We start from the raw sequence: 25,671 nt of genomic DNA, 5'->3' as shown, positions 1-25,671 counted from the left end.
AGGGAATTAGAAAATTGGCAAACACTTTCTGTTATAATTTTAGTAGAACTGAAAAATATTACTACCTTTGTATTTTCAAATAACTAAAAACTCGTAAAAACTTTTAATAATGATTGATTATCTTATTGCTAAATGCATCCATATCATCTTTGTAGTGAGCTATTTTGCAGGAATTTTTTATATGGTGCGTCTTTTTATCTACCACACCGAAGCCTTGGAAAAAGAAGAACCCGAGCGTTCTATTCTTCACAAGCAATTTAGCTTTATGGAAGAACGCTTGTGGAATATCATCACTGTCCCCGCCCTTATACTGATGGTGCTTTCGGGCATTTATATGTTCTACGCAATGCAATGGGTGTATTTCACTCAAGGGTGGATGCACGTCAAACTGCTGTTCATTGTCTTTTTGTTTGTGTACCATTACTATTCTTGGCGTTTGATGAAACGCTTACAAGCAGGACAGACGACTCTTACTTCTGTGCAATTGCGAATGCTCAACGAGGTAGCAACCATTATTCTTTTTGTAGTAGTTTTTGCCGTTGTGCTTAGAGGTTATTTTGTTGCCTATTGGTATGCTTCCTTATTAGCTTTTGTAGCAATGGGTGTACTGATTATGTTGGTGGTAAAATTAGTGAATAAAGGAAAGAATTAGCGAATGTGATGACTATACAACAGCTTAGAAATACTCCTACCGCAGCACTTCCTGCACTGGCACAACAAATCCGTGAGCGCATTATAGAGGTTATCGCTACACGGGGCGGACACTTAGGTGCGAGTCTTGGAGTGGTGGAACTCACTATAGCGTTGCATTATGTGTTCAACACCCCCGACGATGTATTAGTGTGGGATGTGGGACACCAGTGTTATGCTCATAAAATCATCACGGGTAGAGACGAAGCTTTTGCACATATTCGCGAAAAGGAAGGTATTAGTGGTTTTCCTAAACGCTCAGAAAGTGAATACGATGCTTTTGGTACGGGACACTCTTCTACCTCTCTTTCAGCGGTTTTGGGTATGGCAATGGCATCGGCTTTGGAAGGGAATACCACCCGCCAGCATATAGCTGTGATAGGCGATGCGTCAATTGTGAGCGGTATGGCTTTCGAGGCGCTCAACTATGCAGGCACTACCGATGCGAATATGCTTATTATCCTCAACGACAATGCGATGGCTATCGACCCTACTGTGGGGGCTCTCAAAAATTATTTCGAGCAGTTACGCCAAAGAAAAGGTGCCGATGAAACTTTCTTCAACGATTTAAACATCACTTACAAAGGTACGGTAGATGGGCATAACCTCCCTGAATTAATAAAAACGCTTGAAGCTGAAAAAAATGAGAGAGGTGTACGGCTCTTGCACGTGCTTACCACCAAAGGCAAGGGATTTGCTAAAGCGGAAGCCCAACAAGTGAGTTACCATTCGCCTGCCTTATTCGATAAAATTACGGGAGAACCACTCCCCGAGAAACCTTCACTTCCCGTTAAATACCAAGAGGTAGTAGGGCAGACCCTCACCCAGCTTGCTGCACTCAACCCTAAAATTGTAGCCATTACTCCTGCAATGAGCAGTGGTAGCGGACTTACCACTATGCACCAATCTTTCCCCAATAGGGTGTTTGATGTAGGTATTGCCGAACAGCACGCTGTAACCTTTGCAGCAGGTTGGGCTACACGTGGGTTTATACCTTATTGTGTGATTTATTCCACTTTCTTGCAACGCGCTTACGACCAACTCATTCACGATGTAGCCCTGCAAAACCTCCCCGTAGTGTTCTGCATAGACCGTGCGGGACTTGTAGGCGAAGACGGTGCTACCCATCACGGGGTATTTGATATGGCATTTTTGCGTCCCATTCCTAACCTTATTATCGCTGCCCCGCGCAATGCTACCGAGTTGCGCCATCTGCTCTATACTGCCCAGCAGCCATTAGAACACCCTATTGCCATTCGCTATCCGCGCGGTAGATGTAATGAAAAACATTGGCAACAACCTTTTCAGGCATTACCTATTGGCAAGGGCGAGCAGCTAAAAGAAGGTAGTGAGATAGCGGTACTTACTATTGGTGCTATCGCTGAAGAAGTTGCCGAGCAAATTCAAAAGAGTAATACTGCTGAAAAATACGCCCATTACGATATGCGTTTTCTCAAGCCTTTAGATGAGGAAATGCTGCATCACATCTTCCAAAATTACAAGAAAGTCATCTCCATAGAAGAAGGAGTTACAGGTGGATTAGGCTGTGCTGTAGCCGAATTTGCCGCTCAGCACGGTTATACTATCCCTTTGAAAATTATCACACTTCCCGATGAGTTTATGGGGGTAATGAGCCGGTTTACCGATTTTTCAATTGGCTAATTGCCAAATAATCCCTACCTTTGCACCCCGAATCATTTAGCATCACTTTCAGTATGAAAAAACTCGTTATCGCACTCCTACTTTGCAGCGTTACAGCGTGGGGACAAGTGCGCAAAGCTAAGGCTTTCCAAGCCGATGTAAAAAGCGATACTATCAGGGTACTCACTGACCCCGAAGCGCTTAAATTTACCTTCAACCGATACCAACAAGCACAACAAAAATGGTTTAAATTCAACCAAGTAGGGTTGAATATGAGCGAGGTAGCCTTTTCCAATTGGAATGCAGGGGGAGAATCCTCAATTTCAGGTATTATGAATGCCAGATTCCGCCGCCGTTATACAGAACGCACTTTCTTTTGGGATAATGAACTCGAAATCAACTATGGTATCAATGCTCAAAAAGGACGCGAAGTGCGCAAAACCGACGATAAGTTGTCGCTCATCTCTTCATTTGGCTATCGCGGCGACTCACAGTCGTTTTGGTATTACACCGCACGTTATCAGTTTTTATCGCAAATTAGCAATGGGTATAACTACCCCGATGTAGAAAAACCTATCTCTAAATTCTTAGCGCCAGCTTATATTACCTTCGGTTTGGGTGCTGAATATGCGCCTGCTAAAATCAAATTCAACCTCTTTCTTTCACCTATTACGCTCAAAACTACTGCCGTGTTTGATCAGCGTTTAGCTGATGACGGTGCTTTTGGGGTAGAAAAAGCTCTGCGTGCCCCCGATGGTACAATCCTCAAGAAAGGAAAACGCACTCATAATGAACTCGGTTTTTCGGTATCAGGACGTTGGGATAAAAAAGTAATGGAAAATATGATGCTCAACACCACCTTCAACTTCTATGGCGACTACCTCAGAAACTTTGGAAATATAGATGTGGATTGGGAAACCAACCTCAACCTAAAGGTGAATAACTATGTTCAAGCACGTATAGGGGTGCATATCAAATACGACGACGATGTGAAATTCTATTCGTACACTGCTCCTAATGGCGAAAAACACAACTATGGAGCACGCACTCAGCTCAAACAAATATTAGGAGTAGGGGTATTATATACTTTTTAAGCGATGTTTTTAGAAAATACAGTAAACGACAACGAAAAAACGGGTTGGATAGAAGTAATATGCGGGTCGATGTTCTCGGGTAAAACCGAAGAACTGATTCGCCGATTGCGCCGCGCTCAATTTGCCAAACAGAAGGTTGAAATCTTCAAACCTGCCTTTGACACCCGCTATGACGATACCAATATAGTGTCGCACAATGCCAATGAAATCCCCTCAACTCCCGTAGAAGCCGCTTCCAGTATTATGCTCTTAGCCGATGGTTGTGATGTGGTGGGTATAGACGAAGCACAATTCTTTGACGATGAAATTGTGAATGTGTGCAACGAACTCGCCAATCGCGGTATGCGTGTGATTGTAGCAGGGCTCGATATGGACTACAAGGGCAGACCTTTTGGTCCGATGCCTTTTTTGATGGCAACTGCCGAATATGTTACCAAGGTACACGCCGTTTGCACCCGCACGGGCAATCTCGCCAACTACAGTTTCCGCAAAGTAGCTAATGACCAACAGCGAATGCTCGGTGAAGCCGATAGTTACGAACCTCTAAGTCGCGCAGCTTTCTATAAAGCAATGAAGTCAGGGGATAGGGGGTAGGTGTCAGGTGTCAGGGGGAGTAAAAAAATAGAGTTTAGATGATTTGTTGGAATAAAAAGTTGTATCTTTGTAAAAAAAAATAATAGAATTATGAGTATTGCAGTATGAACACAGAATCCAAATGTTCAGTTTATAACCGATAGTACTGAAAACTATAAAATAATTTAAGACATAATGAACACCTTATTTTTTACTTGTGAAGAAATAGACCTCAATCCTCGTGCATCTTGGGCAGAGCTTTTACAAATAACTTTTGTAAATAAGGAGCAATATTTTTCTATAAGTAGATTAGCTTATGAAGAAGAACTCTATTTTGAATACAATGAGCAAACTCATTATATTTATGCCTTGTGCCAAGATGTAGTGTTTGAATTGAAAGCTAATGTCTTGCATATTCATATCACAAAAAACCTAAAAAGTAATTGCCTTTTCAGTACTATTACAATACAATTACCTTCTTTTTCTGTTGATTTAGAAGAAGTGTTTCAAGAATTAAAAAAGAAAGTCCGATAATTCTTTTATCGGACTTCTTCATTAACCAACCAAAACTTTAAATTATGAAAACTATTATTTGAAGTTTACAATGAGCTACCACCCTCATTGCGATGCAAAGGTACGAATAAAACAGTACCTGTCAAGCGTATTTTTAAGTTTAACAAAAGTTTAATATAAAAGGGGCTTATAGCGCCCCTTTTTAGCGTAATTTTAATACTTAAAGCACTTATTTTTTTAAGATTTTTTTACCATTTTTATTTGGCATTACGTGCTTCAATCCACTTGCGGGCATTGATAAACGCCTCTAACCAAGGGCTAACCGCTGTTTTTTCACTCGGATAGTATGCCCATTGCCAAGGGAAAACCGAACGCTCTATATGGGGCATTGTTACCAAATGGCGTCCTGTTTTGTCGCATAGCATAGCCGTGTTGTAATCAGAGCCATTAGGGTTGGCAGGGTACTCCTGATAAGCGTATTTACCCACGATATTATATTCGGCTTCTGCCAATGGCAAGTGGAATTTCCCTTCGCCGTGTGATATCCATACCCCTAAGGTACTACCGGCAAGGGTGGAGAGCATCACCGAGTTGTTCTCTGGAATAGTTACTGATACAAAGCCACTTTCGTGCTTGCCACTATCATTATGCCACATTTTGCCGTGCTCAGTGTGCTCAGGATTGATAACCTCTAATTCCATAAACAACTGACAGCCATTGCAGATACCTACTGAAAGGGTATCGGGGCGGGCAAAGAAGTTATCCAATGCTTTTTTAGCCTGCTCGTTGTAGAGCAAAGCACCTGCCCAACCTTTGGCACTGCCTAAGACATCGGAGTTAGAGAAACCACCTACAGCCCCTATAAATTGTACATCTTCCAAAGTCTCACGTCCGCTGATAAGGTCGGTGGTATGTACGTCTTTCACATCAAAGCCTGCTAAGTATAGGGCATTTGCCATTTCGCGCTCGGAATTGCTACCCTTTTCGCGTATCACTGCTGCTATAGGGCGTTTGCCTGCGGGGCGTGCGGGTTTTTCACCTGTGAAGTGCGCTGGGAAAGTGTATTGTAAAGGCTGTTCAGAATAGTTTTGATAACGTTCAGTCGCCTTGTCGTTTTGCGTTTGCTGTTTGTCTAACAGATAAGAAGTGAGATACCACACATCGCGCAATTCGGGGATGTTGAAATGATAGTCTCTACCGAAATGGTGAATAGTAAGTTCTTGTGAAGTAGTTACTTCGCCTATATTAGCCCATTCTAAGAAGTTTTCTTCTAAAGTAGCTTCAACACTGCTATCAGCTTGAATTACTACCCCTGCATTTTCGGGAAATAGCGTTTTGACAAGGTCTTCATCGGCAGAGAGTCCGCTCAAATCGATGGTAGCTCCTAAATCGTTTTCGGCAAAGCACATCTCTAAGAGCGTTGTGATAAGTCCGCCGCTACCAATGTCGTGTCCTGCTTGTATTTTTCCTTCTTTTATGAGTGATTGTACTACGTTGAAAGCTGTTTTAAAGCCTTCGGCATCTGTTATGGTAGGGGCTTTATCGCCTATTTTGTTTAATACTTGGGCAAAAGCCGAACCCCCTAATTCAAAATGAGCGCCTGAGAAGTTGATATAATAAATGTTACCTCCATTGCGTTTCAATACGGGCTCTACTACTTTTTGCACGTCGGTACAATGGGCAGCCGCCGAAATAATCACCGTACCTGGGGCAATCACATCACCACCATCGGGGTATTTTTGTTTCATTGATAGGGAATCTTTACCGGTAGGGATATTGATACCCAATTCAATCGCAAAATTAGAAGCGGCTTCTACGGCTTCGTACAAACGTGCATCTTCTCCTTTATTGCGGCACGCCCACATCCAGTTGGCGGATAGCGATACACTTTGTAAGCCGTCTCTTAGTGGCGCCCAAACAATGTTAGTAAGTGCTTCGGCAATAGCGTTGCGGCTACCTGCGGTAGGACTGATGAGTGCCGTAAGAGGTGAATGACCAATACTGGTAGCGATTCCTTCTTTGCCATTGTAGTCCAAAGCCATAACCCCTACGTTGTTCAAGGGGAGTTGTAGTGCGCCTGCACATTGTTGTTTGGCGACTTTGCCCCCTACACAACGGTCTACCTTATTGGTAAGCCAGTCTTTACAAGCCACGCTTTCTAATTGCAATACTTGTACCAAATAGTTCTGTAACTGACTTGTATAGTAGTGTAACTCTTCGTAGTTAGTAACTACTGTTTCATCGGTCATTACGGTTTTTGGCGAACTGCCAAAGAGCGCGCTGAGGTCTAAATCCATTGGGTGGGTACCTTTCTTTGCAGAAGCAATGCTAAAATGCTTGTCGCTGGTAACCACGCCCACTTCGTACATAGGTGCACGCTCACGGTCGGCAATGGTTTTTAGTTTGGTAATAGCCTTTTCGGGCAAAACCAATCCCATACGCTCTTGAGATTCATTGCCTATAATTTCCTTGTCCGATAGGGTAGGGTCGCCTACGGGCAGTTTGTCTAAGTCAATTTTACCACCGGTTTCTTCTATGAGTTCTGAAAGACAGTTGAGGTGTCCGCCAGCCCCGTGGTCGTGTATAGAAACGATAGGATTCTCGTCTGATTCTACCATTGCGCGAATCGCATTGGCAGCGCGTTTTTGCATCTCGGGGTTAGAACGCTGTACGGCATTGAGCTCGATACCTGCGCCAAAAGCGCCAGTATTGGCAGATGATACCGCAGCACCTCCCATACCTATGCGGTAGTTTTCACCGCCTAAGATAACTATTTTATCACCTTCCTGTGGGGTGTGCTTTATAGCTTGTGAGGCTTTGGCATAGCCTACGCCTCCTGCTTGCATAATCACTTTGTCAAAGCCTAATTTGCGTCCGCCTTCTTCGTGTTCAAAGGTGAAGAGAGAGCCCGTAATGAGTGGTTGACCGAATTTATTACCGAAATCGGTGGCTCCGTTAGAGGCTTTGATGAGGATATCCATTGGCGTTTGGTACAACCATTGGCGTTCAGCCATTCCTTTTTCCCAAGGGCGGTCTTCTTCTAATCGGGGGTAAGCCGTCATATATACCGCCGTACCTGCCAAAGGCAAAGAACCTTGTCCGCCCGCCAAGCGGTCACGTATTTCACCTCCTGAACCTGTAGCAGCCCCGTTGAAAGGCTCTACGGTAGTGGGGAAGTTGTGGGTTTCGGCTTTGAGTGAGAGCACAGCCTCAAAAGGTTTCACCTCGTAGAAATCGGGTTTATCGGCACTTTTGGGTGCAAACTGGTCGACGGTAGCCCCTTTGATGAAAGCCACATTGTCCTTATAAGCCGAAACAATGCTATTAGGGTGTTCTTGTGAAGTCTTTTTAATGAGTTTGAAGAGGGTAGAAGGTTTTTCCTCACCATTGATAACAAAAGTACCATTGAAGATTTTATGGCGACAGTGTTCGGAGTTGATTTGTGAGAAACCAAACACCTCCGAGTCGGTGAGTTTGCGCCCGAGTTCTTTAGAAAGATTTTGCAAATAGGCGACTTCTTCGGCGCTTAGCGCAAGTCCTTCTTGCTGGTTATATACCTCGATATCATCGATTTCGAGTGTTGTTTGCGGTTGCATATCGATAGTAAAGCTCTCTTGAGTAAGCCCGTTGTATCGCTCAAAGAGCATAGGGTCGAAAGGCGTATCGGGGTCGGTTAGTTCGTGGAACTCCTCGATGCGAGTAATCCCGTGGATGTCCATATTTTGGGTAATTTCCACTGCATTGGTACTCCAAGGGGTAATCATCGCCGCACGGGGTCCGATGAAAGTACCGCTAAGGGTAGGGGAGGGGAGTTGCTGGACATTGCCAAACAGCCATTTCAGTTTGTTGAGGTTGGCCTCAGTAAGGGTAACTTCGGTAGCTACCACATAGATAGTGTTTTTGGGGTTTTTAAAGAAGAGAAGCATCTTTTTCAATTAACAATTGACAATTAATAATTAACAATTAGGGGTAGTATTTAGTATATAGTTTCTTTAATCAACTATGCCAAAAGTTGTAGCACGACGAGCCATTAAAAACTTTGGCAAAGTGTAGAGATACATCAATATTGGCACAAAGGTATAAACTTTTTTTCAATTGGCAAACAAACCACTATTTTATTTGTCTGTTGCTAAAATATTCATACATTTGCAATTGTAATTTAATTGTTTTTACAAATGAAAAGAATAAAAATCTTGTTTTTAGTAGCCATACTTTCAGTAATGAATGTTTGTGCTCAAAGTTTCAAAGTGAAAAAAGGAGAACTCCAAATAGATGGAACTCCTGTTGCTAAGTTTGAGAAAAAAGATGGCAAATTCGTATTTAGCGATCTTTCTAACAATTTGCTGTTCAGAGCTTTTCTTACTGAAGAAACCGCTCAAGGAAACACTGCTCCACACCGCTGGATTGAGTTCTCTAATGCCAATGGAGTGATTAGAGAGGTGGAAATTCCTGATAAAGTGAAGTTTACTTTCTCTGGAGAAAAATACATTATCGATTGTGTTTACAAATCGGGGACAAACTTGCTTACCGAAAAAGGTATCGACCCTGCGGTAGTAACAGCTTTCTTCCAAACTTCAGATCGTCCTTTCTCTGAAAAATGGGATAATATTTTCCAACAAGAGAAAAACACCAATCAAACTGAAGATAATTTGGCAACTGCCGATAATCTTTCGGTAGAAGGTGAGGTAATCGTTAAAAATGGCAAGAAGATAGGCTTCATCAAAAGAAAAGAAGAATCTGGCGATGGAGGTATTGTTATCAACAACTTTACAGTAACCGATAGCAAAGGCAATGTGGTGGCAACTGCTAAACACCATAATTTCAACCAAAAGGACAAAGAATTTTTCATCATCAAAACCTATGACGAAAAAGAACTCCCTGTATTTAGTCAGCTAACAAAAATGAATGATGCTAACAAGCGCATTGTTAAGAGATTGTATGCTAATGGATACCCTTTTGGCGATATGACAGAACGTTTCAACCAATTCATAGAAGATAAGAAGAATGCTGTAAACGAGCAGAACAATGCAAAGGTAGAAGAAGCTAAAAAGCAAACTGTAAATATTTACGATGCTGCGGGTTACGTGATAGATGCTAAAGGTGATAAAAAAGAAGGTCTTATCACTATTGAATTCCAATCGGTAGATGCGATTATTGGTAAAGATAAAAATATGTCTGATCTCACCTCTTATGGAACTACAGTAAAACTCAAAAGAGAAGGAGAAAAAGATTTGTACTTTAAAGCTAAAGACGGCAATAAATTCTGTATAGGCGAACGTTGTTTCTTAGGAGCAAAAGGTAGTGAAGATGGTTTTTTTGGTCACGGAGGTTCAGATCTAAATGTGCTTTCAGGAGCTGCTCAGTTCTTCGAAATCCTCTATGAAAAGGACGGAAACTACGTATTGGCTCACAGCAAATATCCTGAAGATTACTACTTAAAGATTAAAAAAGCTGATAAAGCAGTTTATTTAGGAACTAAAACTACTTTCGGTTCCAAAAGTACTGAAAAAATACAAAAAATACTAAGCAAATACGTTAATTGTTCTTCATTAGATGTAACCAAATACAATACTCTAACTAAAGAAGGTATGATACAATTAGTAGATGATTATACTTCATCTTGCAAATAGTACGAGATTATAAAATAACCTAAAGAAAAAAGTTGTCCTCTTTTGAAGAAGGCAACTTTTTTATGTTTTATTCCTAATTTTTAATATCCATAGCGGTCGCCCCATAGTTTTTTGAGATAGTCGCGCAGGGCATTCTCACGTGGATTATCGGAGGGTTCATAGAAGGTTTCTCCTTGTAATTCATCGGGGAGGTAATCCTGAAAGGCAAAATTATGTTCATAATCGTGAGCGTATTGATAGTCTTTGCCATAACCGAGTTCTTTCATCAGTTTGGTAGGGGCATTGCGCAAGTGGATAGGTACGCTGAGGTCGCCTGTTTGCTTTACAACTTGTTGGGCTTTGTTGATCGCCTTATAAGAAGCATTGCTCTTAGGCGATGAAGCGAGATATATAGCACACTGACTGAGGATGATACGCGCCTCGGGATAGCCGATAGTGGTTACTGCCTGAAAAGTGTTGTTCGCTAAAATCATAGCTGTAGGGTTGGCATTGCCAATGTCTTCCGAAGCGAGAATGAGCATACGGCGTGCGATAAACTTCACATCTTCACCACCTTCAATCATTCGTGCCAACCAATAAACCGCGCCATTGGGGTCGCTGCCCCGTATCGATTTGATAAAAGCCGAAATGATATCGTAGTGCTGTTCACCCGTTTTGTCGTAGAGTACGGTGTTTTTCTGTACAAGGTGCAATACGCTATCGTTGGTAATAACAACAGGTTCACCATCGGGGGTAGCATTTATAACCAGCTCAAAAGTGTTGAGTAGCTTGCGACCGTCACCGCCTGAGAGTTTTAGTAAGGCTTCGGTTTCTTGCAGTTGGATATCTTTGGTTTTGAGAATCGCATCTCGGGTAATGGCATTGTGGAGCAGTTGTTCTAAATCCTTGCGCTCAAAAGCCTTGAGGATATACACTTGGCAACGAGAGAGCAAGGCAGGAATCACCTCAAAACTGGGGTTTTCGGTAGTTGCTCCAATGAGAGTAATCCAACCTTTTTCGACAGCCTGCAAGAGGGAATCTTGTTGGGTTTTGTTAAATCGGTGAATTTCATCGATGAAAACGATAGGGTTTTGGGTAGTAAAGAGTCCGCCGCTTTGCTTGCTTTGGTCAATTACTTCGCGCACTTCCTTAATCCCTGAACTAATGGCACTCAGGGTATAGAAAGCGCGGTTGCTTTGGTGCGCAATGATATTTGCCAACGTGGTTTTCCCCGTACCTGGGGGACCCCAAAAGATGAGCGATGGCAAAAGACCGCGTTCTATCTGTTGGCGCAAAGCCCCTTGAGCTCCTACTAAGTGCTCTTGTCCCACATATTGCGCAAGGGAAGTGGGGCGCATACGTTCTGCTAAGTTTTCCAATTAACAATTAATAATTAATAATTAACAATTGCCCCCGACTCACTTACTCGGCAATTGCCGACAACCCCGAAGGGGGACAATCTGTAAAAGCTACTTTTTGATGAGAAAAACATCTAAAAAGGGGGCTAAAAAGTTTTGTTTTATATGGGCGTTTGCAGCACATACCCAGCTATCGCTGGCTTTCCTACACAACATACTCTAAAAGTATTTGATTTTCATTTATATACTTTGCCGTAGCACGATGAGCAATTAAAACTTTGGCGAAGTGTAACGATATACAATAATTCGTCATTTGTCATTCGTCATTTGTCACTCGTCACTATTGAGTGATATTTGCGCCAGAGGCAGAGCCGATACCTACTACTTCGTCATAGAGAGCGCCAGGAGCGCGGTAGTATACAAGCACGAGGTAAGTGTTTTCTGTCTGCTGAAAATTACCACTTATTTCGTTGAAATCAACTGTGTTGCCTGCTTTGGTAGCAAACTTATAGTTGTAAAATCCTTGTTTGAGGAGTACTTTTCCTTTGAAAAGACCGTCTTTTTCGTCATAAGTAAGTTTGTACTCATCGCGGAGTTCGTAGTTGCTGAACTTGCCATATACATACACTTCTTTATTCCAAAAAGTAGATTTGCCTTCTAAGGCGAAATGTACTTGGGTGTAATCGGCTTCGTTAGCAGGGTTCATTCCGTTGAGCGTAGTAACCAAGAAATCGCCATTGATATCAGGATAATAGGTATAGACATTGCTCGCACGGCTTACATTAGGGAAGAGGTAGCTGTTCACCCATTTACTACGGTCGATACGTGAAATACCCGATGCAGGCACTCGTATATCCTTGCTATCGAAATAGAAATACTCATTGCCGCCCCAGAAAGCCGTTTCACGGTCGTAGCGATATACAAGGTCGTTACCCATTACATACTGAGGTTTTACGCCCGTGATAGCCGTATCCCAACGGTAGTTTTGCAGGATAGCTACTTTCACTGCTACATTGGGATTGTCAAGTCTGAAATCTTTCTGCCGAATGGTGAACTGTACCACTTGTTGGGTATCGAAATACTGCAAATCGCGAGCGCGTTTTACTTCAGTGAGTACATTCACTTGGGATGTATAGAGCACAAAACGGCGTGAAAAGAGCTCTGTACCATAACTATCGGTGATAGAGAGCATATAGTTACCGCTAAGAGTGATTTTAGTGAGTTCGTTAGGGAACGTAAGACGGTAATGCGAGTAACCCTGTAGGGTACCATAAGAGTTACTCTCGGGCTGTACCGGTTGGTTATCAATGCCCTTGAGGTATTCACTTTTCAGCAGAGAAGAGGCAGACCAATCGGCATTGCAATGGGTGATTTTATAGTAGTAAGTTTCCTCATTCCCCCCGAGGTCATCGAACTGCAAGCTAAACGACTCGTTACGGCGCACGATAGGGAATTGGTTCTTGTCGTTGGCGTCGGCTTTGAAAATAATCGTTTTGATATAGTCGGGTGGGGTTTTCTCCACCAAAGCTTGTGCTTGCAGGGCTAATGGGAATAGGAGTAAAAGTATAAGTTTTTTCATAATGTATAATGTTTGTTTTTGTTTTAGAATTTCTATAGAGGGCGAATTGCCATTCGCCCCTACAATATACCAAAAAGCGACTGATAATCAGAAAAATTAACTGCTTTTATTGCTCTTTCAATTTTTCGACTACTATTTGGTGGTAGATTTCACCTTTTACAAATATAGAAAAAACTAAAGCTGTTGCAATTACATTTTTCTTCATATCTAACTTCGTTTTTTTGCACATTCGCTTTATAAAAGAGGCGTTTTTCTCCAAAACAACTGCTGGAAAAGAATCCTTTTCTTGTATAAATAGATAAGCAGTGGTGTCAAGTCCTTTTTTGCGATAATAGTTATGTACTTTCTTCTTTATTTTTTTAGGCAAAAAGCGTGCTATGGTATCTAAATGAAAGAAATTATCTCCCTTTTGTCCATCTCCACAAGGGTAAAAACTCGCTTTAAATTCTTTTTGAGTATGATGAATAGCATCTATTTTGTTAACATCTATATCTGTATAAGCATAATAATCAGTATCACAAGACTTACAAGCACAGGTGTTATCCATAAAAGTAATGCAATGTTTTTCTTGTGAGTACAAGAAAAAAGAACAAAAGTACATAAAAACAATGATATGTTTCACTTTACGAGTCGTCATTTATCAATAGGTTTTGCTTCTTTGATGTAAATCATATCTTTTTGTCCTCCAGTATAAAAGGGGAAAATAGTTTTTTATAAGAAAACTCATTTATCTATTACCATTAAGTAAACGTGAGTTCGGCGTGAGTAATTGTTTAATAATCAGCAAAATGTTTTAAATCTCCCACGAATTTCACGAAAATTCACGAAATTGAGACAGTATAAAACTCTTTACTTTATATTATCTCACGAATTTTCACCTGACGGTGAATTATTTTGTGAATATATTATGTTACAAAGCTGTAAATCAATGTTCTGTTATATCGAACAGACGTTAAGTTATAGTATTCTCCTGTACTGAGTACTATATCCATACGGAAATCCTCGGTTTGATATTGTTTATTCTTCTCTGTAAAGGAAGATAAGCAAGGGAGTAGGAGCAAGAAGAGGAGTTTTTTCATATTTTGAGAATTTACTAATTTATGAATTTGCTGATTAAGTGTGTAGGGAGTCCCATTACGTTGTTATAAGAACCTTCGATAGCGGTAACGCCTATATGTCCAATCCATTCTTGGATGCCGTAAGCTCCTGCTTTGTCGAATGGTTGGTATTTATTGATGTAATAGGTAATTTCGTCGTTAGAAAGTTCCTTAAAGGTTACTTTGGTGATGCAGTGTTCAGTAATTTGCTTTTCATCAGTGGTAAAGCATACGGAAGTAATCACCTCGTGGGTCTTGCCAGAGAGTGAATGCAACATTGCAAAGGCATCGGCAGTGTCTTTGGGTTTGCCCAAGGCTTTCCCTTCGTGCCATACAATAGTGTCGGAAGTGAGAAGCACGCAGTTAGCAGGTATTTCTCCTGCAAAAGGTGTGGCTTTTAGTTGCGCTAAATAATCAGTGATTTGCTCGCGCTGCAAGTGTGCAGGGTAAGTCTCGTCTACGGGTTTGAGAATGACTTCATAGGGAAGGTCTAACTCTTTTAGGAACTGCTGGCGACGCGGAGAGCCTGAGGCAAGAATTATTTTTTTCATATTTATCGATTTTTTGATTTGGATTAAGAGCGCAAGTTACAAGAAAATCACCAGCAAAAGGCAATTATTTTTAATATCCAATCTAACTATTGATTGATATAAAATTTCTCTCCTAAATACGGTTTCATATATTCGTGTTCAAGGCTCTTTTCAAGCATTTGGCGTTCAAGATCACAACGAAATACTTCACCTTTGAGGTATTTTTCAATCATTAGAGAAGCGATAGGTCCGGCAACACGAGCTCCGTAATAACCGTTTTCTACAAATACGGCGATAGCTATTTTAGGATCTTCTACAGGGGCAAAAGCGACGAATATAGAGTGGTCAGTAAGTTGCATACGTTTGCCATTGACCCTGATAAAGTTCTCGGCTGTTCCTGTTTTTGCCGCAATATTAATGCCATCAATTTGAGTACGGCGCGCAGTACCAGCTAAATAAGCCATATTCATTCCCTTGATTACGGGCTCGAAGTGTTTAGGGTCTATGGTAGTATGCTTTGGTACGGTATATTCTTTAAAAGGAGTTTGTTTGTTGTCGATTTGCTTTACAATGTGAGGGGTGTAGAAATAGCCTTTATTGGCAATAGCAGCCATTACATTCGCCAATTGTATAGGGGTGGTAAGGATTTCACCTTGCCCGATAGCGTTAGAAATGTTAGTAGTACCGCTCCATCTCTTAGCACCATATTGCTTGTCGTACAAAGCAGTATTAGGCACTTTTCCTGCACGCCCCGTAGGGAGGTCACAGCCAAGGAAGCCACCGAGTCCGAAACTTCGCACGTGAGCATTCCACTTGTCCATACCTACTGCTGAGGTGGTTTTCATATCGATAGCGCGCTTGTAGGTGTTAGCGAAATAAGCATTACAAGAGAGAGCAATACCGTGCAAAAGGTCGTTAGATCCACGTCCGCAGTGGCAGCGCATAATATGTCCGCCATAGCGATAGCCACCGCCACAGCTGAACACACTTTGAGGAGTGATGACCCCTTCCTGCAAACCGATGAGTGCATTTATTACTTTGAAAGGAGACCCTGGGGGATATTCGGCAAGTAGCGTACGGTCGTAGAGAGGTTTGGCAATAGAATCGTTGTAGAGAGCGGTGTAGTTTTTGGAGCGTTCACGTCCTACTAACAAAGCAGGATCGAAAGTAGGGGCGGAGATGAGAGCGAGAATTTCGCCAGTTTTAGGCTCGATGGCAACAATACCGCCGTGTTTGTGTTGCATTAGTTGTTCGCCATAAGCCTGCAAGCCTATATCAATAGTGAGTTGCAAGGGTTGCCCCATAATAGGCAGGGTATCCATTGCCCCATTTTTATAACGTTCGATAGCAGCGTTGTGCTTGTCCTTTTGGTAGTATTGTACTCCTTTCTTGCCGCGCAAAAACTCTTCGTATTGTTTTTCAACTCCGCTACGCCCAATGAGTTCACCAGCGAGGTAGTAAGGATTTTTCTTGAGTTCCCATTCGTTTACTTCACTGATGTAGCCCAATACGTTCCCTGCATTGTGAGTGAGGTAACTGCGGAGCATACGTTTCTGTATATAAAAACCTTGGAATTTGCGCAATTTTTCTTGGAGTACCGCATAATCATCTTTAGAGAGTTGGTGTACAATTACTGATGGTTTTTTGCGCGAATAGTCGCGAGCTTTTTGGAGACGTTCTCTAAAATCGTTTTTTTGAAGTTCTAACAATCCGCAGAGTTCGAGGGTATCTAAATTTTTAACCTCACTAGGGATCACCATCACGTCGTAAGCAGGTTGGTTAGAAACCAAAAGTTCGCCGTTGCGGTCGTAGATATAGCCGCGTTCGGGATAGTCGTAAACGGTTTCTATAGCGATATTATCGATGTTGTTGCTATCGTCGTGGAAGACGATTTGCAGGAAGAACAATCGCAACAAGATTACGACCGCAGTGAATATGATAATAATCGGAAGTAAGAGTTTTCTCATTTCTTATTTTTACTAAACAGATAAATAGTGAGCAAACAAACGATGATAGTGAAGATAGATGCCCCTATAATTTTAGTAAAAGTAAGTAACAAATGATTGAAATTGAATATTTCTAAGAAATAGAATAGGGTGTGATGCACTACCACCATTAGGGTTGTATAACTAAAGATTTTGGTGAATGGATAGCTTGCTAAATCCATTTCTTGATATTCAAAATTCCTGCCAAAAACGATGAGCAAGATACTTTGTCGGCAATAGGCTATTAGTACACTACTAGCAGCGTGCAAGCCTCCAGTGTTAGAAAAAATATCTATACAGAGACCTATAGCAAAGGCAGCTAATAGATTGGGTACTTGGTTTTCTCGATAAGGAGCTACCAAAAGGAACACGATGTAAATCATCGGGTTTACATAGCCCCAGTACTCTATATGATTGAAAATAAGCACTTGCAAAAGTACTAATGCTATGAATAGAAAGGTATTTTTTACAAGTGGGTGCGTCATTTTGGGTTTTGTTTTTCTAAAGCTGAAATAGCTTCTTTATCTTTGTTTTCTATCAGATATACATAGTCGATGTTAGACATATCGGTAAAGAGCCATACATCGATGATGAAGGTATTATCGAACTTGCTTTTCTCGAAATGTACAATTTTACCAATAGGGATTCCTTTAGGGAAAATATTGGACATACCGCCTGTTACAATGGTATCGCCGTTTTGAATAGGAGCGATATTAGGTACTTCGAGCAATTGTACTTTGTTTACTTCTTTGGCATTCCAGTGCAGTGAACCGAAATGCTGAGTGCGTTTTACCATTGCATTGAGGGCTGAACGGGTGTTGAGCACGCTCTGTACTGTAGCAAAACGCCCTGAAGTGTTTTCTATAATTCCTACAACACCTCGTGGTGAGAGTACGCCCATATCTTGTTTTACGCCATCTTTACTGCCTTTATCGATAGTGAGATAGTTTTTTTGAAGGCGAAAACTATTGTTGATGACATTAGCTTTTATGACCTTGTATTTCAGTGAATCGGTAGTATCAAAGCTGAGGCTATCAGCACCTCCTGTTTGTCGCAATTGTTCTTGCATTTGGAGTACTTGGTCGCGCAAGCTGCGGTTTTCTTCAGTTAAGGCTTCATTTTGGCTTCTCAAATTGAAGTACTGAGCCCAATAGTTAGAAAATGCATAGAGCTTCCCTGATATGGCATTAGCCGAATTGATATAGGCACTCTGAGGGTAATAATTACTTCTAAAAACCAAACCAATAGCGCATAGAAACAGCAGGAGGAACACGCAAAAGTTCCTCGTTCTGATGAAAAATTGGATGATTTGGTTCATATTAGGTGTCAGGTGTCAGGTAACAGGGGTTAGGAGTCAGGTGTCAGGGAGTAAAGCCTGAGACCTAAAACCTAACAGCTGAAACCTATTTAAGTAAGATGCTTCTAAATTTATTAATATTTTTTAGGGTGATACCGGTACCACGTACTACGGCGCGCAAAGGATCTTCGGCTACGTATACGGGGAGGTCGGTTTTCATAGAGATACGCTTGTCTAAACCGCGGAGCATAGAACCACCACCAGCCATATAAATACCTGTGTTGTAGATATCGGCGGCGAGTTCAGGAGGTGTTTGTGAAAGGGTTTCCATAATAGCATCCTCAATGCGCAAGATAGATTTATCGAGAGCTTTTACCATTTCGCGGTAAGATACTTGTACTTGTTTAGGTTTACCAGTGAGCAAGTCGCGCCCTTGTACCATAATGTCATCGGGTGGAGCATCGAGGTCTTCGGTGGCAGCACCTACGGTGATTTTGATATTCTCGGCAGTACTTTCACCTACATAGAGGTTGTGCTGGGTACGCATATAGTGAACGATATCGGAGTTGAATATGTCCCCCGCGATTTTCACTGATTTATCGCATACAATACCTCCGAGGGCAATGACAGCGATTTCGGTAGTACCCCCACCTATATCAATAATCATATTACCTTTAGGTTGCATAATGTCGAGCCCAATACCGATAGCGGCTGCCATAGGTTCGTGTACGAGGTAGATATCCTTACCATTTACGCGCTCACACGATTCGCGAACGGCACGAGTTTCTACTTCGGTAATCCCTGAAGGGATGCACACCACCATACGCAATGATGGAGAAAAGAAGCGTTTGCGCAAAGCAGGGATACTTTTGATGAGCATACCAATCATTTGCTCGGAAGCGTCGAAGTCGGCAATTACCCCGTCTTTCAAAGGACGTACGGTAGTGATGTTAGGGTGAGTTTTACCTTGCATCAAGCGAGCTTCTTGACCTACGGCTATGATTTTTTTATTAGTTCTATCCAATGCTACAATAGAAGGGCTATCGACAACTACCTTATCATTATGAATGATAAGAGTGTTGGCAGTACCCAAATCTATTGCTATTTCTTCTGTTAAGAAATCGAAAAAACCCATATTTTATTTCTTTCTATTGTATGTTTATCTTAAAAATCAATTAGTTAAGTATCTGAAAGGACACTTTTTTAGCGGGTGCAATTTTACGAAAAAAAAATAAGGTGAGCAAATAATTGAGGAAAAAAATAGAAAATTCAAATAATAGGGGTTGTTCTATTATTTGAATTTTGAGTTGTAAAAACAAGATTTATAATGTTTTAAGTGAATTATAAAACAGGAGTTTCTTATATTTGTTGAGAGGCTAAAAAGCCATATATCAAATTTTTAAATAGAGTGCTTGGCTAATTGTTTCTACAATGTAGCTAAAAATGACTGATTATTAAGATAATCGTTACTATAAGGGCGTTTGCAAAACGCCCCTACAAAGTATGACACAAAGGCTTTTATTGATTATGCAAAGTTAACAGAAAAGCGTATTCTTTTGCGGTTTCTTTTAGGGCTTCAAAACGTCCTGAAGCACCGCCGTGACCAGCTTCCATATTGGTGTCTAAATACAGTGGATGGTCGTCGGTTTTGAGTTCGCGGAGTTTGGCTATCCACTTGGCAGGCTCCCAATACTGCACTTGAGAGTCGTGCAAACCAGTACTCACATACATTGCTGGATAGGCTTGAGCACGCACTTGGTCGTAAGGCGAGTAGGAGAGCATATAGTTGTAATATTCCTCGTTATTAGGATTTCCCCACTCGTCGTATTCGCCCGTAGTGAGTGGAATACTGTCGTCGAGCATTGTGGTTACCACATCCACAAAAGGCACAGATGCGATAATGCCCTTATACAATTGCGGCGCCATATTGACCACGGCACCCATTAACAAACCTCCAGCCGAGCCCCCTTCAGCAAATAGATGTTCGGGAGAGGTGTAACCTTCGGCGATAAGGTGCTGAGAACAAGCGATAAAATCAGTAAATGTGTTTTTCTTTTTGAGGAGTTTACCATCGTTATACCATTGGCGACCTAAGTACTCTCCTCCGCGGATGTGTGCAATCGCATAGATAAAGCCTCTGTCTAACAAGCTCAAACGGGTGGTAGAAAAATAAGGGTTGATGGTTACCCCGTACGAGCCATACCCGTACAACAACAAAGGATTTTGTCCGTTTTTCACTATATCTTTGCGATAGATGAGCGAAATGGGGACTTTCACTCCATCGGGGGCAGTTGCCCAAAGGCGTTCTTCTATATAATTATCTTTGTTGAAGTTCCCACCTAATACCTCTTGTTCTTTTAGCAGGCGCTCTTCGCCAGTGCGCATATTGTATTCTATAATAGAGGCAGGGGTAGCTAATGATTGGTAGTTGTAGCGCAACCATTCGGTGTTGAAATCTATATTTTGGGTAGTGTAGGCAGTATAGGTTTCGCTGTTGAAGGGGAGGTAATGCGTTTTTGAGCCATCCCAAGAGCGTATTTGTATGCGTTCTAAGCCGTTGTACACTTCTTCGACTACCAAGAAATTTTTAAAAATTTCTATATCGTTCAGACGTACTTCTGTGCGGTGGGCTATTACTTCTTCCCAATGTTCTGCAGTTGTAGCCTTTTCGGAGGTGCGCATCAGTTTGAAGTTAGTCGCACCATCTTTATTGGTAAGGATATAAAAATAGTCCTCATAATGAGCGATGTCGTACTCCAAGCCACGTGTGCGGGGTTGGAATACTTTGAAAGGCTCGAGAGGGGTATTGGCATTCAAGATTTGATATTCGGATGTAAGGGTACTTTCGCTGCCTATCACAAGGTATTTGCGAGACTTCTCGCGGTAGACAAACACATAAAAAGTATCGTCTTTTTCGTGGAAAATCAATACATCGCTTTTGGGGTCAGTACCCAAAATATGACGGTATACTTTGAAAGAGCGCAGGGTTTGCTGGTTGTTCTTCACGTAGAAAATGGTACGATTATCGGCTGCCCAAATCGCTTGTCCGTTGGTGTTTTTGATTTTATAGGGCAGTATTTCACCTGTGCTGAGGTTCTTGATTTGCAGCGTATATTGCCTACGAGATACTGTATCTACCCCAAAAACAGCCCACTGATTGTCGTCGCTTATGGCAAAGCTATCAAGGTGAAAGTAGGCTTTACCTTTAGCCATTGCATTACAATCGAAAAGAATTTCTTCAGGAGCTTCGAGCGTTTCCTTGTAGCGCACATAAATAGGGTAATCCTTACCTTCTTCATAACGAGTTTGATACCAATAACCGTTGTAGCAATAAGGCACAGAGCTATCGTTCTCTTTGATGCGGCTTTTCATTTCGGCAAAGAGCGTTTCTTGCAAAGGTTTGGTGTGTGCTGTTTGCGCCTGATAGTAGGCGTTTTCGGCTTCTAAATAAGCAATAACTTCAGGGTTTTCGCGCTCGCGCAGCCAATAGTAATTATCGGTGCGTTCTTTTCCAAATTCGTTGAATATATGAGGTATTTGTTTGGCTTTAGGGGGGTGTGATTGAGGTTTATTCATTTGATATGATATATGTTTTATTGTCAATTCCGATGCCTTTTAAAGTGATTTTTTTCCAATGTGCAGGCATTACAGTTTTCAGTTGTTGTACACCTTTTTCTTCGGATATATCTAAGCCTCCAAAGCCCATCATCACCGTTTGTAGTACGCCTCCTGCTCCAGTGAGGAAATAAGGAGTCTTACCATTTTTGGTTTCAGCCATTACTCTAAAAGGAGGCAAGAGGTTAGGGTGGTAGGCTTCGGTGAAATACTTATAAGCCTTTTCGCGGTCGCCTAACCGGCTGTATAAGAGAGAGAATATAGCTTGAGTCATCGCAGGGGTATCGTTGTAAGGCACTTTGTCTTTGTAATACTCTAAATCTTTTTGTATTTGCTTTTTGTCGGTAATTACTTCTAACGGATAAGCCAATAGGTTTACATCGGCTTGTTTGATGAATTGCCCCGTATAGCTATCATGTTCACGAGTTACGCCATTATCCATTGTGCTGAAAACGAGTTGTTCGGCTATGTTTTTCCACTGTGGGTTAGCTTTTATCCCCAATACTTTGGCAGCCGCAGTAGCGTAGAGCAAATTTAGTTTGGCAGCCGCATTGGTGTAGGCATTGTTATCTACATTTTCAGCCCATTCATCGGCACATACTACGTTTTTAATTTGATAGGGAGCTTGTTCACTCACTCGGCTTTGCCAAAAAGTAGCAGTACTTTCTAAAATGGGGTAGCCTATGCGGCGCAACCACTCTTTATCCTTAGTTACACAATAGTAATTCCAAACCGCTATGGCTACATCGGCAGTGATGTGGTGCTCATAAGTACCTGTGAGTGCCCACACAGGGGTATCTTCTTCTCCTGAAGCGGCACTTTCCCAAGGGAACATTGCTCCTTGATAACCGTGCAACGCAGCGTTGTGTTTGGCGCGTTCTAACCTTTCGAAGCGATAGTTGAGGAGGTTTTTAGCTATTTCGGGTTGCAATAATAGCAAAGGGGGATACATCCACATTTCGGTATCCCAAAATATGTGTCCCATATACCCTGTGTGGCTTAAGCCATAAGGAGAAAGAGAAAAGGAATGGAGCTCACTTACTGAAGCGTATAAGTGGTATAACATATTGTGGATGTCCTGATTAGCTTGTGCGTCTCCCTCAATCTCAATGTTGCTTTCCCAGAGTTTTGCCCACTGTTTGTTATGTGCTGCAAGTAGTGCCTTGTGTCCCTGCAAGAAAGCATAAGTACAGAGTCTTTCGGCTTGGTTGTAAGGGTCGGCAGAGTGCTGAGAGCTTATTAGGTTGCCAATTAGTGAGAAAGAATAGGTTTCGCCTGCTTTTAGTTTATGAGTGAATTGCATTAGGTGACTATTGTAGTCTCTCATTTCGTGCAATATTTGGGGAGCGTTACCGTATTTTTTTGAGAAAAGAAAAGCGTTACTCACCGCTACTTTGGCATTTTCTGCTGGTGTTTGAGCCACCGTAGTGAGCAATGGGATATGAGCGTGAGGCGGATTGATTTCATTGAAGTAGTTTTGAGGGTTGCGGAAGCCATCGGGAGTGGTTAGAATGTTCTCTGCCAGAAGTGTAATATCGCGCAAAGGGGTAATACTGATATCTAACAACAAGGTGTGAGGCAAGTGCCTTAAGGCATAATAAGTGTAGGACACTTTAGCTTTGTTTTTAAAGCTGAAGTGCCCTGTGAATGCCCCATTGCGCAACTCTAATTCTTGAGTAAAATCACTAACGGAATGAGTGTTGATATCCTCGTAATCAATAGCCATTCGCAGTTGTAATGGATTGATATTAGGCATAGCTGAAACTACCCTACTTTTGCCGTAATCGTACAGTCCAGCTATGATTACTTGGTCTATTTGTAGAGGTACAGCAGAAGAACGCATTCCTATCATTCCATTGCCTATTGTAACCCCATAATAGTTGGCAGGATTGATACTTTCTGCTTTGAGCACCCACGGGTCTTGGGCATTCAATGAAGCGCAACAAATGAAGCCTATAATGAAAAAGAATTGTTTCATAATCACTTAATGCTTATAGCCAAACCTCCACTGGGAGCAAGGCGTTGTTTTAGTTTGGTTTTGTGAGTTACTTTCATTGTTTTGATGGAGTAACTTTTGGGGTTGGTACGCCAGTCGGCATTTTTGCCATCGGTGTAGAGGGTAGCGGTATAGGTTTTTCCTTTGGGTAGAAAACTGAAATCGACGAGAGCTTCACGGGCGTTTTCATCGGTGATAGCACCTACAAACCACTCGTTTTTACCTTTGACTTTGCGGGCAATAGTGATGTAATCGCCAGGTTCGGCTTCTAAAATATAAGTATTATCCCAGTCGGCTGCTACATCTTTGATAAATTGGAAAGCATCGAGATGTTTTTCGTAGTTCTCAGGCAAGTCGGCTGCCATTTGCAACGGACTATACATTGTTATGTAGAGCGCCAACTGCTTCACGAGGGTAGTGCTGAGTTTGGCTTTGTTGTTGCCATATTGGCTCAAATCGCCTTCAAAAATACCAGGGGTATAGTCCATAGCACCGCCCATCAAGCGCGTGAAGGGGAGGATAGTAGTATGTTCGGGGTGATTGCCGTTGAACGACTCAAATTCGGTACCGCGTGCGCTCTCTTGGGCTATCCAGTTAGGGTAAGTACGGCTCATACCAGTAGGTCGTACTGCTTCGTGTGAATTGACCATTATGCGGTACTTAGCAGCGGTTTCGGCTACATAGTTGTAGTGGTTTACCATCCACTGTCCGTCGTGGTATTCGCTGCGCGGAATGATAGGTCCTACATAACCTGTTTTTACTGCATCATAACCATTGTCGTTCATAAAGCGGAAAGCCTCGTGCAAGTGGCATTCGTAATCCACTACAGAGGAGGTCGTTTCGTGGTGCATAATCAGTTTTACACCTTTGCTAGCAGCGTATTGATGTAATGCTTGTACATCAAAATCGGGGTAGGCTTTGGTAAAGCTGTATATGCGCTCTTTGTCGTAAGCATAGTTATCTTCCCAGCCTTCGTTCCAGCCTTCCACAAGAACGGCATCAAAACCGTGTTGAGCGGCAAAATCGATGTATTGTTTTACGTGCTCGGTATTAGCACCGTGATGTCCGTTAGGTTTTAGTTTTGTATAATCGGTAACGCCAATGGTAATATCGCGGTCATCGGAGTAAGCCCACGTACTACCGCCTCCTATAAAATACTCCCACCAAACGCCTATGTATTTGGTAGGGTGAATCCAAGAAGTATCGGTGATTTTGCAGGGTTCGTTGAGGTTGAGAATAAGGTTAGAAGCCAAAATATCACGAGCGTCATCGCTTACTACTATTGTGCGCCACGGTGTTACGCTACCCGTTTGAACATAGCCTTTTACCCCATTCTTATCGGGGACTAAATGAGCTGATAACTGATGTTTGGCAGCATTGACATTGAGCATCATTGAAGGATAATTCACCAAAGCTGCCTCGTGCAGATTGATGTACAATCCATCATTTGATTTGAGCATCAAAGGCGTTTGTACAGCTACATTGGGAGTAGGTGCTTTGGCAGCCAAAGGCTCTTCGCGCACTTTATCTATAAGTTTTGGAATTTCCGAAATGGCAGAAGTGGTAATAGGAAACTCGTTAGTATCATAATCAGCGGGAATCCAGAAGACTTTGTGGTTACCTGAAAGTTGGAAAGCAGTAAGTTCTTCTTGAATTCTAAAGTGACGGAAATTGTCTTGCACAGGGAACTCATAGCGAAAGCCTAACCCGTCATCAAATAGCCGAAAGCGCAAGTACAATTGTCGACCGTTGTTTTTCTGAGTGAGACGGATGAACATTTCTTTGTGATGGTCGCGTATTTCTTTGTTTTCGCCCAATATAGGTTGCCATACACTATTAGCTTCAGCAAACTGAACCTCTGTGGTTTCAAAATTGCTGTTGAAATCCTCCTTTTGGTTGATTACAAACCCCAGAGTACTCTCACTGATGACTGTTTTGCCTTTAAAAGTTAAGGCATAAGTAGGACTCCCTTTTTCAGTGAGCTGAAAAGAGAGTTTGAGGTTTCCGTTAGGAGACGAAAGAGTTTGCGCAAAAAGAAGAGGTGCACAACAGAACATACATACAATAGTGATAATAAACTTTTTCATTGGTTAA

19 protein-coding genes are annotated in these 25,671 nt (G+C 42.0%); 6 read left to right on the top strand and 13 right to left on the bottom strand.

The annotated features are described in order from the left end of the window. Positions 1 to 109: 109 nt before the first annotated feature. From CGC57_RS04795 to CGC57_RS04775, 5 genes are all read left to right on the top strand, one after another. Complete coding sequence (locus CGC57_RS04795) at positions 110 to 652, top strand: CopD family protein (RefSeq protein WP_095898189.1); 543 nt, start codon at positions 110 to 112, stop codon at positions 650 to 652. Positions 653 to 666: 14 nt separating this feature from the next. Then, positions 667 to 2,352, top strand: coding sequence for a 1-deoxy-D-xylulose-5-phosphate synthase (locus tag CGC57_RS04790; RefSeq protein ID WP_232747300.1), 1,686 nt, complete (start codon positions 667 to 669; stop codon positions 2,350 to 2,352). A gap of 53 nt (positions 2,353 to 2,405) precedes the next feature. Beyond that, on the top strand, positions 2,406 to 3,425 hold the full coding sequence (locus CGC57_RS04785; protein ID WP_095898187.1) for a DUF3078 domain-containing protein: 1,020 nt from the start codon (positions 2,406 to 2,408) through the stop codon (positions 3,423 to 3,425). A 3-nt stretch (positions 3,426 to 3,428) separates the two neighbouring features. Then, positions 3,429 to 4,019: a thymidine kinase gene (locus tag CGC57_RS04780; protein ID WP_095898186.1), complete on the top strand. Its 591-nt coding sequence runs from the start codon at positions 3,429 to 3,431 to the stop codon at positions 4,017 to 4,019. Between the two features lie 174 nt (positions 4,020 to 4,193). Beyond that, a complete protein-coding gene (locus CGC57_RS04775) occupies positions 4,194 to 4,532 on the top strand; it encodes a transcriptional regulator (RefSeq protein WP_095898185.1) in 339 nt (112 codons plus the stop codon). A 236-nt stretch (positions 4,533 to 4,768) separates the two neighbouring features. Here CGC57_RS04775 and purL read toward each other — a convergent pair whose 3' ends face one another. Continuing rightward, on the bottom strand, positions 4,769 to 8,437 hold the full coding sequence (gene purL, locus CGC57_RS04770) for a phosphoribosylformylglycinamidine synthase (RefSeq protein ID WP_095898184.1): 3,669 nt from the start codon (positions 8,435 to 8,437) through the stop codon (positions 4,769 to 4,771). A 249-nt stretch (positions 8,438 to 8,686) separates the two neighbouring features. Between purL and CGC57_RS04765 the strand changes: the two genes are divergently transcribed. Then, positions 8,687 to 10,141: a hypothetical protein gene (locus CGC57_RS04765; protein ID WP_095898183.1), complete on the top strand. Its 1,455-nt coding sequence runs from the start codon at positions 8,687 to 8,689 to the stop codon at positions 10,139 to 10,141. Positions 10,142 to 10,221: 80 nt separating this feature from the next. On the opposite strand, the gene CGC57_RS04760 is transcribed toward CGC57_RS04765, so the two are convergent. The 12 genes from CGC57_RS04760 to CGC57_RS04710 all read right to left on the bottom strand — a co-directional run bounded on the left by CGC57_RS04760 (position 10,222) and on the right by CGC57_RS04710 (position 25,664). Continuing rightward, positions 10,222 to 11,478 carry a replication-associated recombination protein A gene (locus tag CGC57_RS04760; protein ID WP_095899460.1) on the bottom strand — a complete coding sequence of 419 codons (1,257 nt, stop codon included), beginning with the start codon at positions 11,476 to 11,478 and terminating at the stop codon, positions 10,222 to 10,224. A gap of 340 nt (positions 11,479 to 11,818) precedes the next feature. Next, positions 11,819 to 13,057: a type IX secretion system plug protein gene (locus tag CGC57_RS04755; RefSeq protein WP_095898182.1), complete on the bottom strand. Its 1,239-nt coding sequence runs from the start codon at positions 13,055 to 13,057 to the stop codon at positions 11,819 to 11,821. A 106-nt stretch (positions 13,058 to 13,163) separates the two neighbouring features. Continuing rightward, positions 13,164 to 13,694, bottom strand: a complete 531-nt coding sequence (locus CGC57_RS04750) for a hypothetical protein (RefSeq protein WP_095898181.1) — start codon at positions 13,692 to 13,694, stop codon at positions 13,164 to 13,166. A 268-nt stretch (positions 13,695 to 13,962) separates the two neighbouring features. Further along, the gene (locus CGC57_RS12870) at positions 13,963 to 14,136 is read right to left on the bottom strand and encodes a hypothetical protein (protein WP_157753329.1); all 174 of its coding nucleotides are present in this window, start codon (positions 14,134 to 14,136) and stop codon (positions 13,963 to 13,965) included. Between the two features lie 14 nt (positions 14,137 to 14,150). Beyond that, positions 14,151 to 14,705, bottom strand: coding sequence for a Maf-like protein (locus CGC57_RS04745; RefSeq protein WP_095898180.1), 555 nt, complete (start codon positions 14,703 to 14,705; stop codon positions 14,151 to 14,153). Positions 14,706 to 14,791: 86 nt separating this feature from the next. Beyond that, the gene (mrdA, locus tag CGC57_RS04740; RefSeq protein WP_095898179.1) at positions 14,792 to 16,651 is read right to left on the bottom strand and encodes a penicillin-binding protein 2; all 1,860 of its coding nucleotides are present in this window, start codon (positions 16,649 to 16,651) and stop codon (positions 14,792 to 14,794) included. Beyond that, the gene (gene mreD / locus CGC57_RS04735; protein WP_002680148.1) at positions 16,648 to 17,154 is read right to left on the bottom strand and encodes a rod shape-determining protein MreD; all 507 of its coding nucleotides are present in this window, start codon (positions 17,152 to 17,154) and stop codon (positions 16,648 to 16,650) included. The genes mrdA and mreD overlap by 4 nt, the downstream gene beginning before the upstream one ends. Continuing rightward, on the bottom strand, positions 17,151 to 17,987 hold the full coding sequence (gene mreC / locus CGC57_RS04730) for a rod shape-determining protein MreC (RefSeq protein ID WP_095898178.1): 837 nt from the start codon (positions 17,985 to 17,987) through the stop codon (positions 17,151 to 17,153). Before mreC ends, mreD begins: the two co-directional genes overlap by 4 nt. An 85-nt stretch (positions 17,988 to 18,072) precedes the next feature. Next, the gene (locus CGC57_RS04725; protein WP_002680118.1) at positions 18,073 to 19,101 is read right to left on the bottom strand and encodes a rod shape-determining protein; all 1,029 of its coding nucleotides are present in this window, start codon (positions 19,099 to 19,101) and stop codon (positions 18,073 to 18,075) included. 383 nt (positions 19,102 to 19,484) lie between these two features. Then, positions 19,485 to 21,542: a S9 family peptidase gene (locus CGC57_RS04720; RefSeq protein WP_095898177.1), complete on the bottom strand. Its 2,058-nt coding sequence runs from the start codon at positions 21,540 to 21,542 to the stop codon at positions 19,485 to 19,487. Then, the gene (locus CGC57_RS04715; RefSeq protein WP_095898176.1) at positions 21,535 to 23,559 is read right to left on the bottom strand and encodes a kojibiose hydrolase; all 2,025 of its coding nucleotides are present in this window, start codon (positions 23,557 to 23,559) and stop codon (positions 21,535 to 21,537) included. The genes CGC57_RS04720 and CGC57_RS04715 overlap by 8 nt, the downstream gene beginning before the upstream one ends. 2 nt (positions 23,560 to 23,561) lie before the next feature. Next, on the bottom strand, positions 23,562 to 25,664 hold the full coding sequence (locus CGC57_RS04710; protein ID WP_095898175.1) for a glycoside hydrolase family 97 protein: 2,103 nt from the start codon (positions 25,662 to 25,664) through the stop codon (positions 23,562 to 23,564). Between the last annotated feature and the right edge of the window lie 7 nt (positions 25,665 to 25,671).

The organism is Capnocytophaga sputigena, from assembly GCF_002302495.1.
In the GTDB taxonomy this organism is placed as follows: Bacteria; Bacteroidota; Bacteroidia; order Flavobacteriales; family Flavobacteriaceae; genus Capnocytophaga; species Capnocytophaga sputigena.
Note: the sequence above shows the minus strand (reverse complement) of the source record. Positions and strands in the feature narration are given on the sequence as shown.

What these genes read in the sequence shown, in the direction of transcription:
- CGC57_RS04765 (WP_095898183.1), top strand. Translation starts at nt 8,687, where the DNA reads ATGAAAAGAATAAAAATCTTGTTTTTAGTAGCCATACTTTCAGTAATG.
- purL (WP_095898184.1), bottom strand. Translation starts at nt 8,437, where the DNA reads ATGCTTCTCTTCTTTAAAAACCCCAAAAACACTATCTATGTGGTAGCT.
- CGC57_RS04760 (WP_095899460.1), bottom strand. Translation starts at nt 11,478, where the DNA reads ATGCGCCCCACTTCCCTTGCGCAATATGTGGGACAAGAGCACTTAGTA.
- mrdA (WP_095898179.1), bottom strand. Translation starts at nt 16,651, where the DNA reads ATGAGAAAACTCTTACTTCCGATTATTATCATATTCACTGCGGTCGTA.
- CGC57_RS04710 (WP_095898175.1), bottom strand. Translation starts at nt 25,664, where the DNA reads ATGAAAAAGTTTATTATCACTATTGTATGTATGTTCTGTTGTGCACCT.
- CGC57_RS04785 (WP_095898187.1), top strand. Translation starts at nt 2,406, where the DNA reads ATGAAAAAACTCGTTATCGCACTCCTACTTTGCAGCGTTACAGCGTGG.
- CGC57_RS04795 (WP_095898189.1), top strand. Translation starts at nt 110, where the DNA reads ATGATTGATTATCTTATTGCTAAATGCATCCATATCATCTTTGTAGTG.
- CGC57_RS04755 (WP_095898182.1), bottom strand. Translation starts at nt 13,057, where the DNA reads ATGAAAAAACTTATACTTTTACTCCTATTCCCATTAGCCCTGCAAGCA.
- mreD (WP_002680148.1), bottom strand. Translation starts at nt 17,154, where the DNA reads ATGACGCACCCACTTGTAAAAAATACCTTTCTATTCATAGCATTAGTA.
- CGC57_RS04780 (WP_095898186.1), top strand. Translation starts at nt 3,429, where the DNA reads ATGTTTTTAGAAAATACAGTAAACGACAACGAAAAAACGGGTTGGATA.
- mreC (WP_095898178.1), bottom strand. Translation starts at nt 17,987, where the DNA reads ATGAACCAAATCATCCAATTTTTCATCAGAACGAGGAACTTTTGCGTG.
- CGC57_RS04750 (WP_095898181.1), bottom strand. Translation starts at nt 13,694, where the DNA reads ATGACGACTCGTAAAGTGAAACATATCATTGTTTTTATGTACTTTTGT.
- CGC57_RS12870 (WP_157753329.1), bottom strand. Translation starts at nt 14,136, where the DNA reads ATGAAAAAACTCCTCTTCTTGCTCCTACTCCCTTGCTTATCTTCCTTT.
- CGC57_RS04775 (WP_095898185.1), top strand. Translation starts at nt 4,194, where the DNA reads ATGAACACCTTATTTTTTACTTGTGAAGAAATAGACCTCAATCCTCGT.
- CGC57_RS04715 (WP_095898176.1), bottom strand. Translation starts at nt 23,559, where the DNA reads ATGAAACAATTCTTTTTCATTATAGGCTTCATTTGTTGCGCTTCATTG.
- CGC57_RS04720 (WP_095898177.1), bottom strand. Translation starts at nt 21,542, where the DNA reads ATGAATAAACCTCAATCACACCCCCCTAAAGCCAAACAAATACCTCAT.
- CGC57_RS04745 (WP_095898180.1), bottom strand. Translation starts at nt 14,705, where the DNA reads ATGAAAAAAATAATTCTTGCCTCAGGCTCTCCGCGTCGCCAGCAGTTC.
- CGC57_RS04725 (WP_002680118.1), bottom strand. Translation starts at nt 19,101, where the DNA reads ATGGGTTTTTTCGATTTCTTAACAGAAGAAATAGCAATAGATTTGGGT.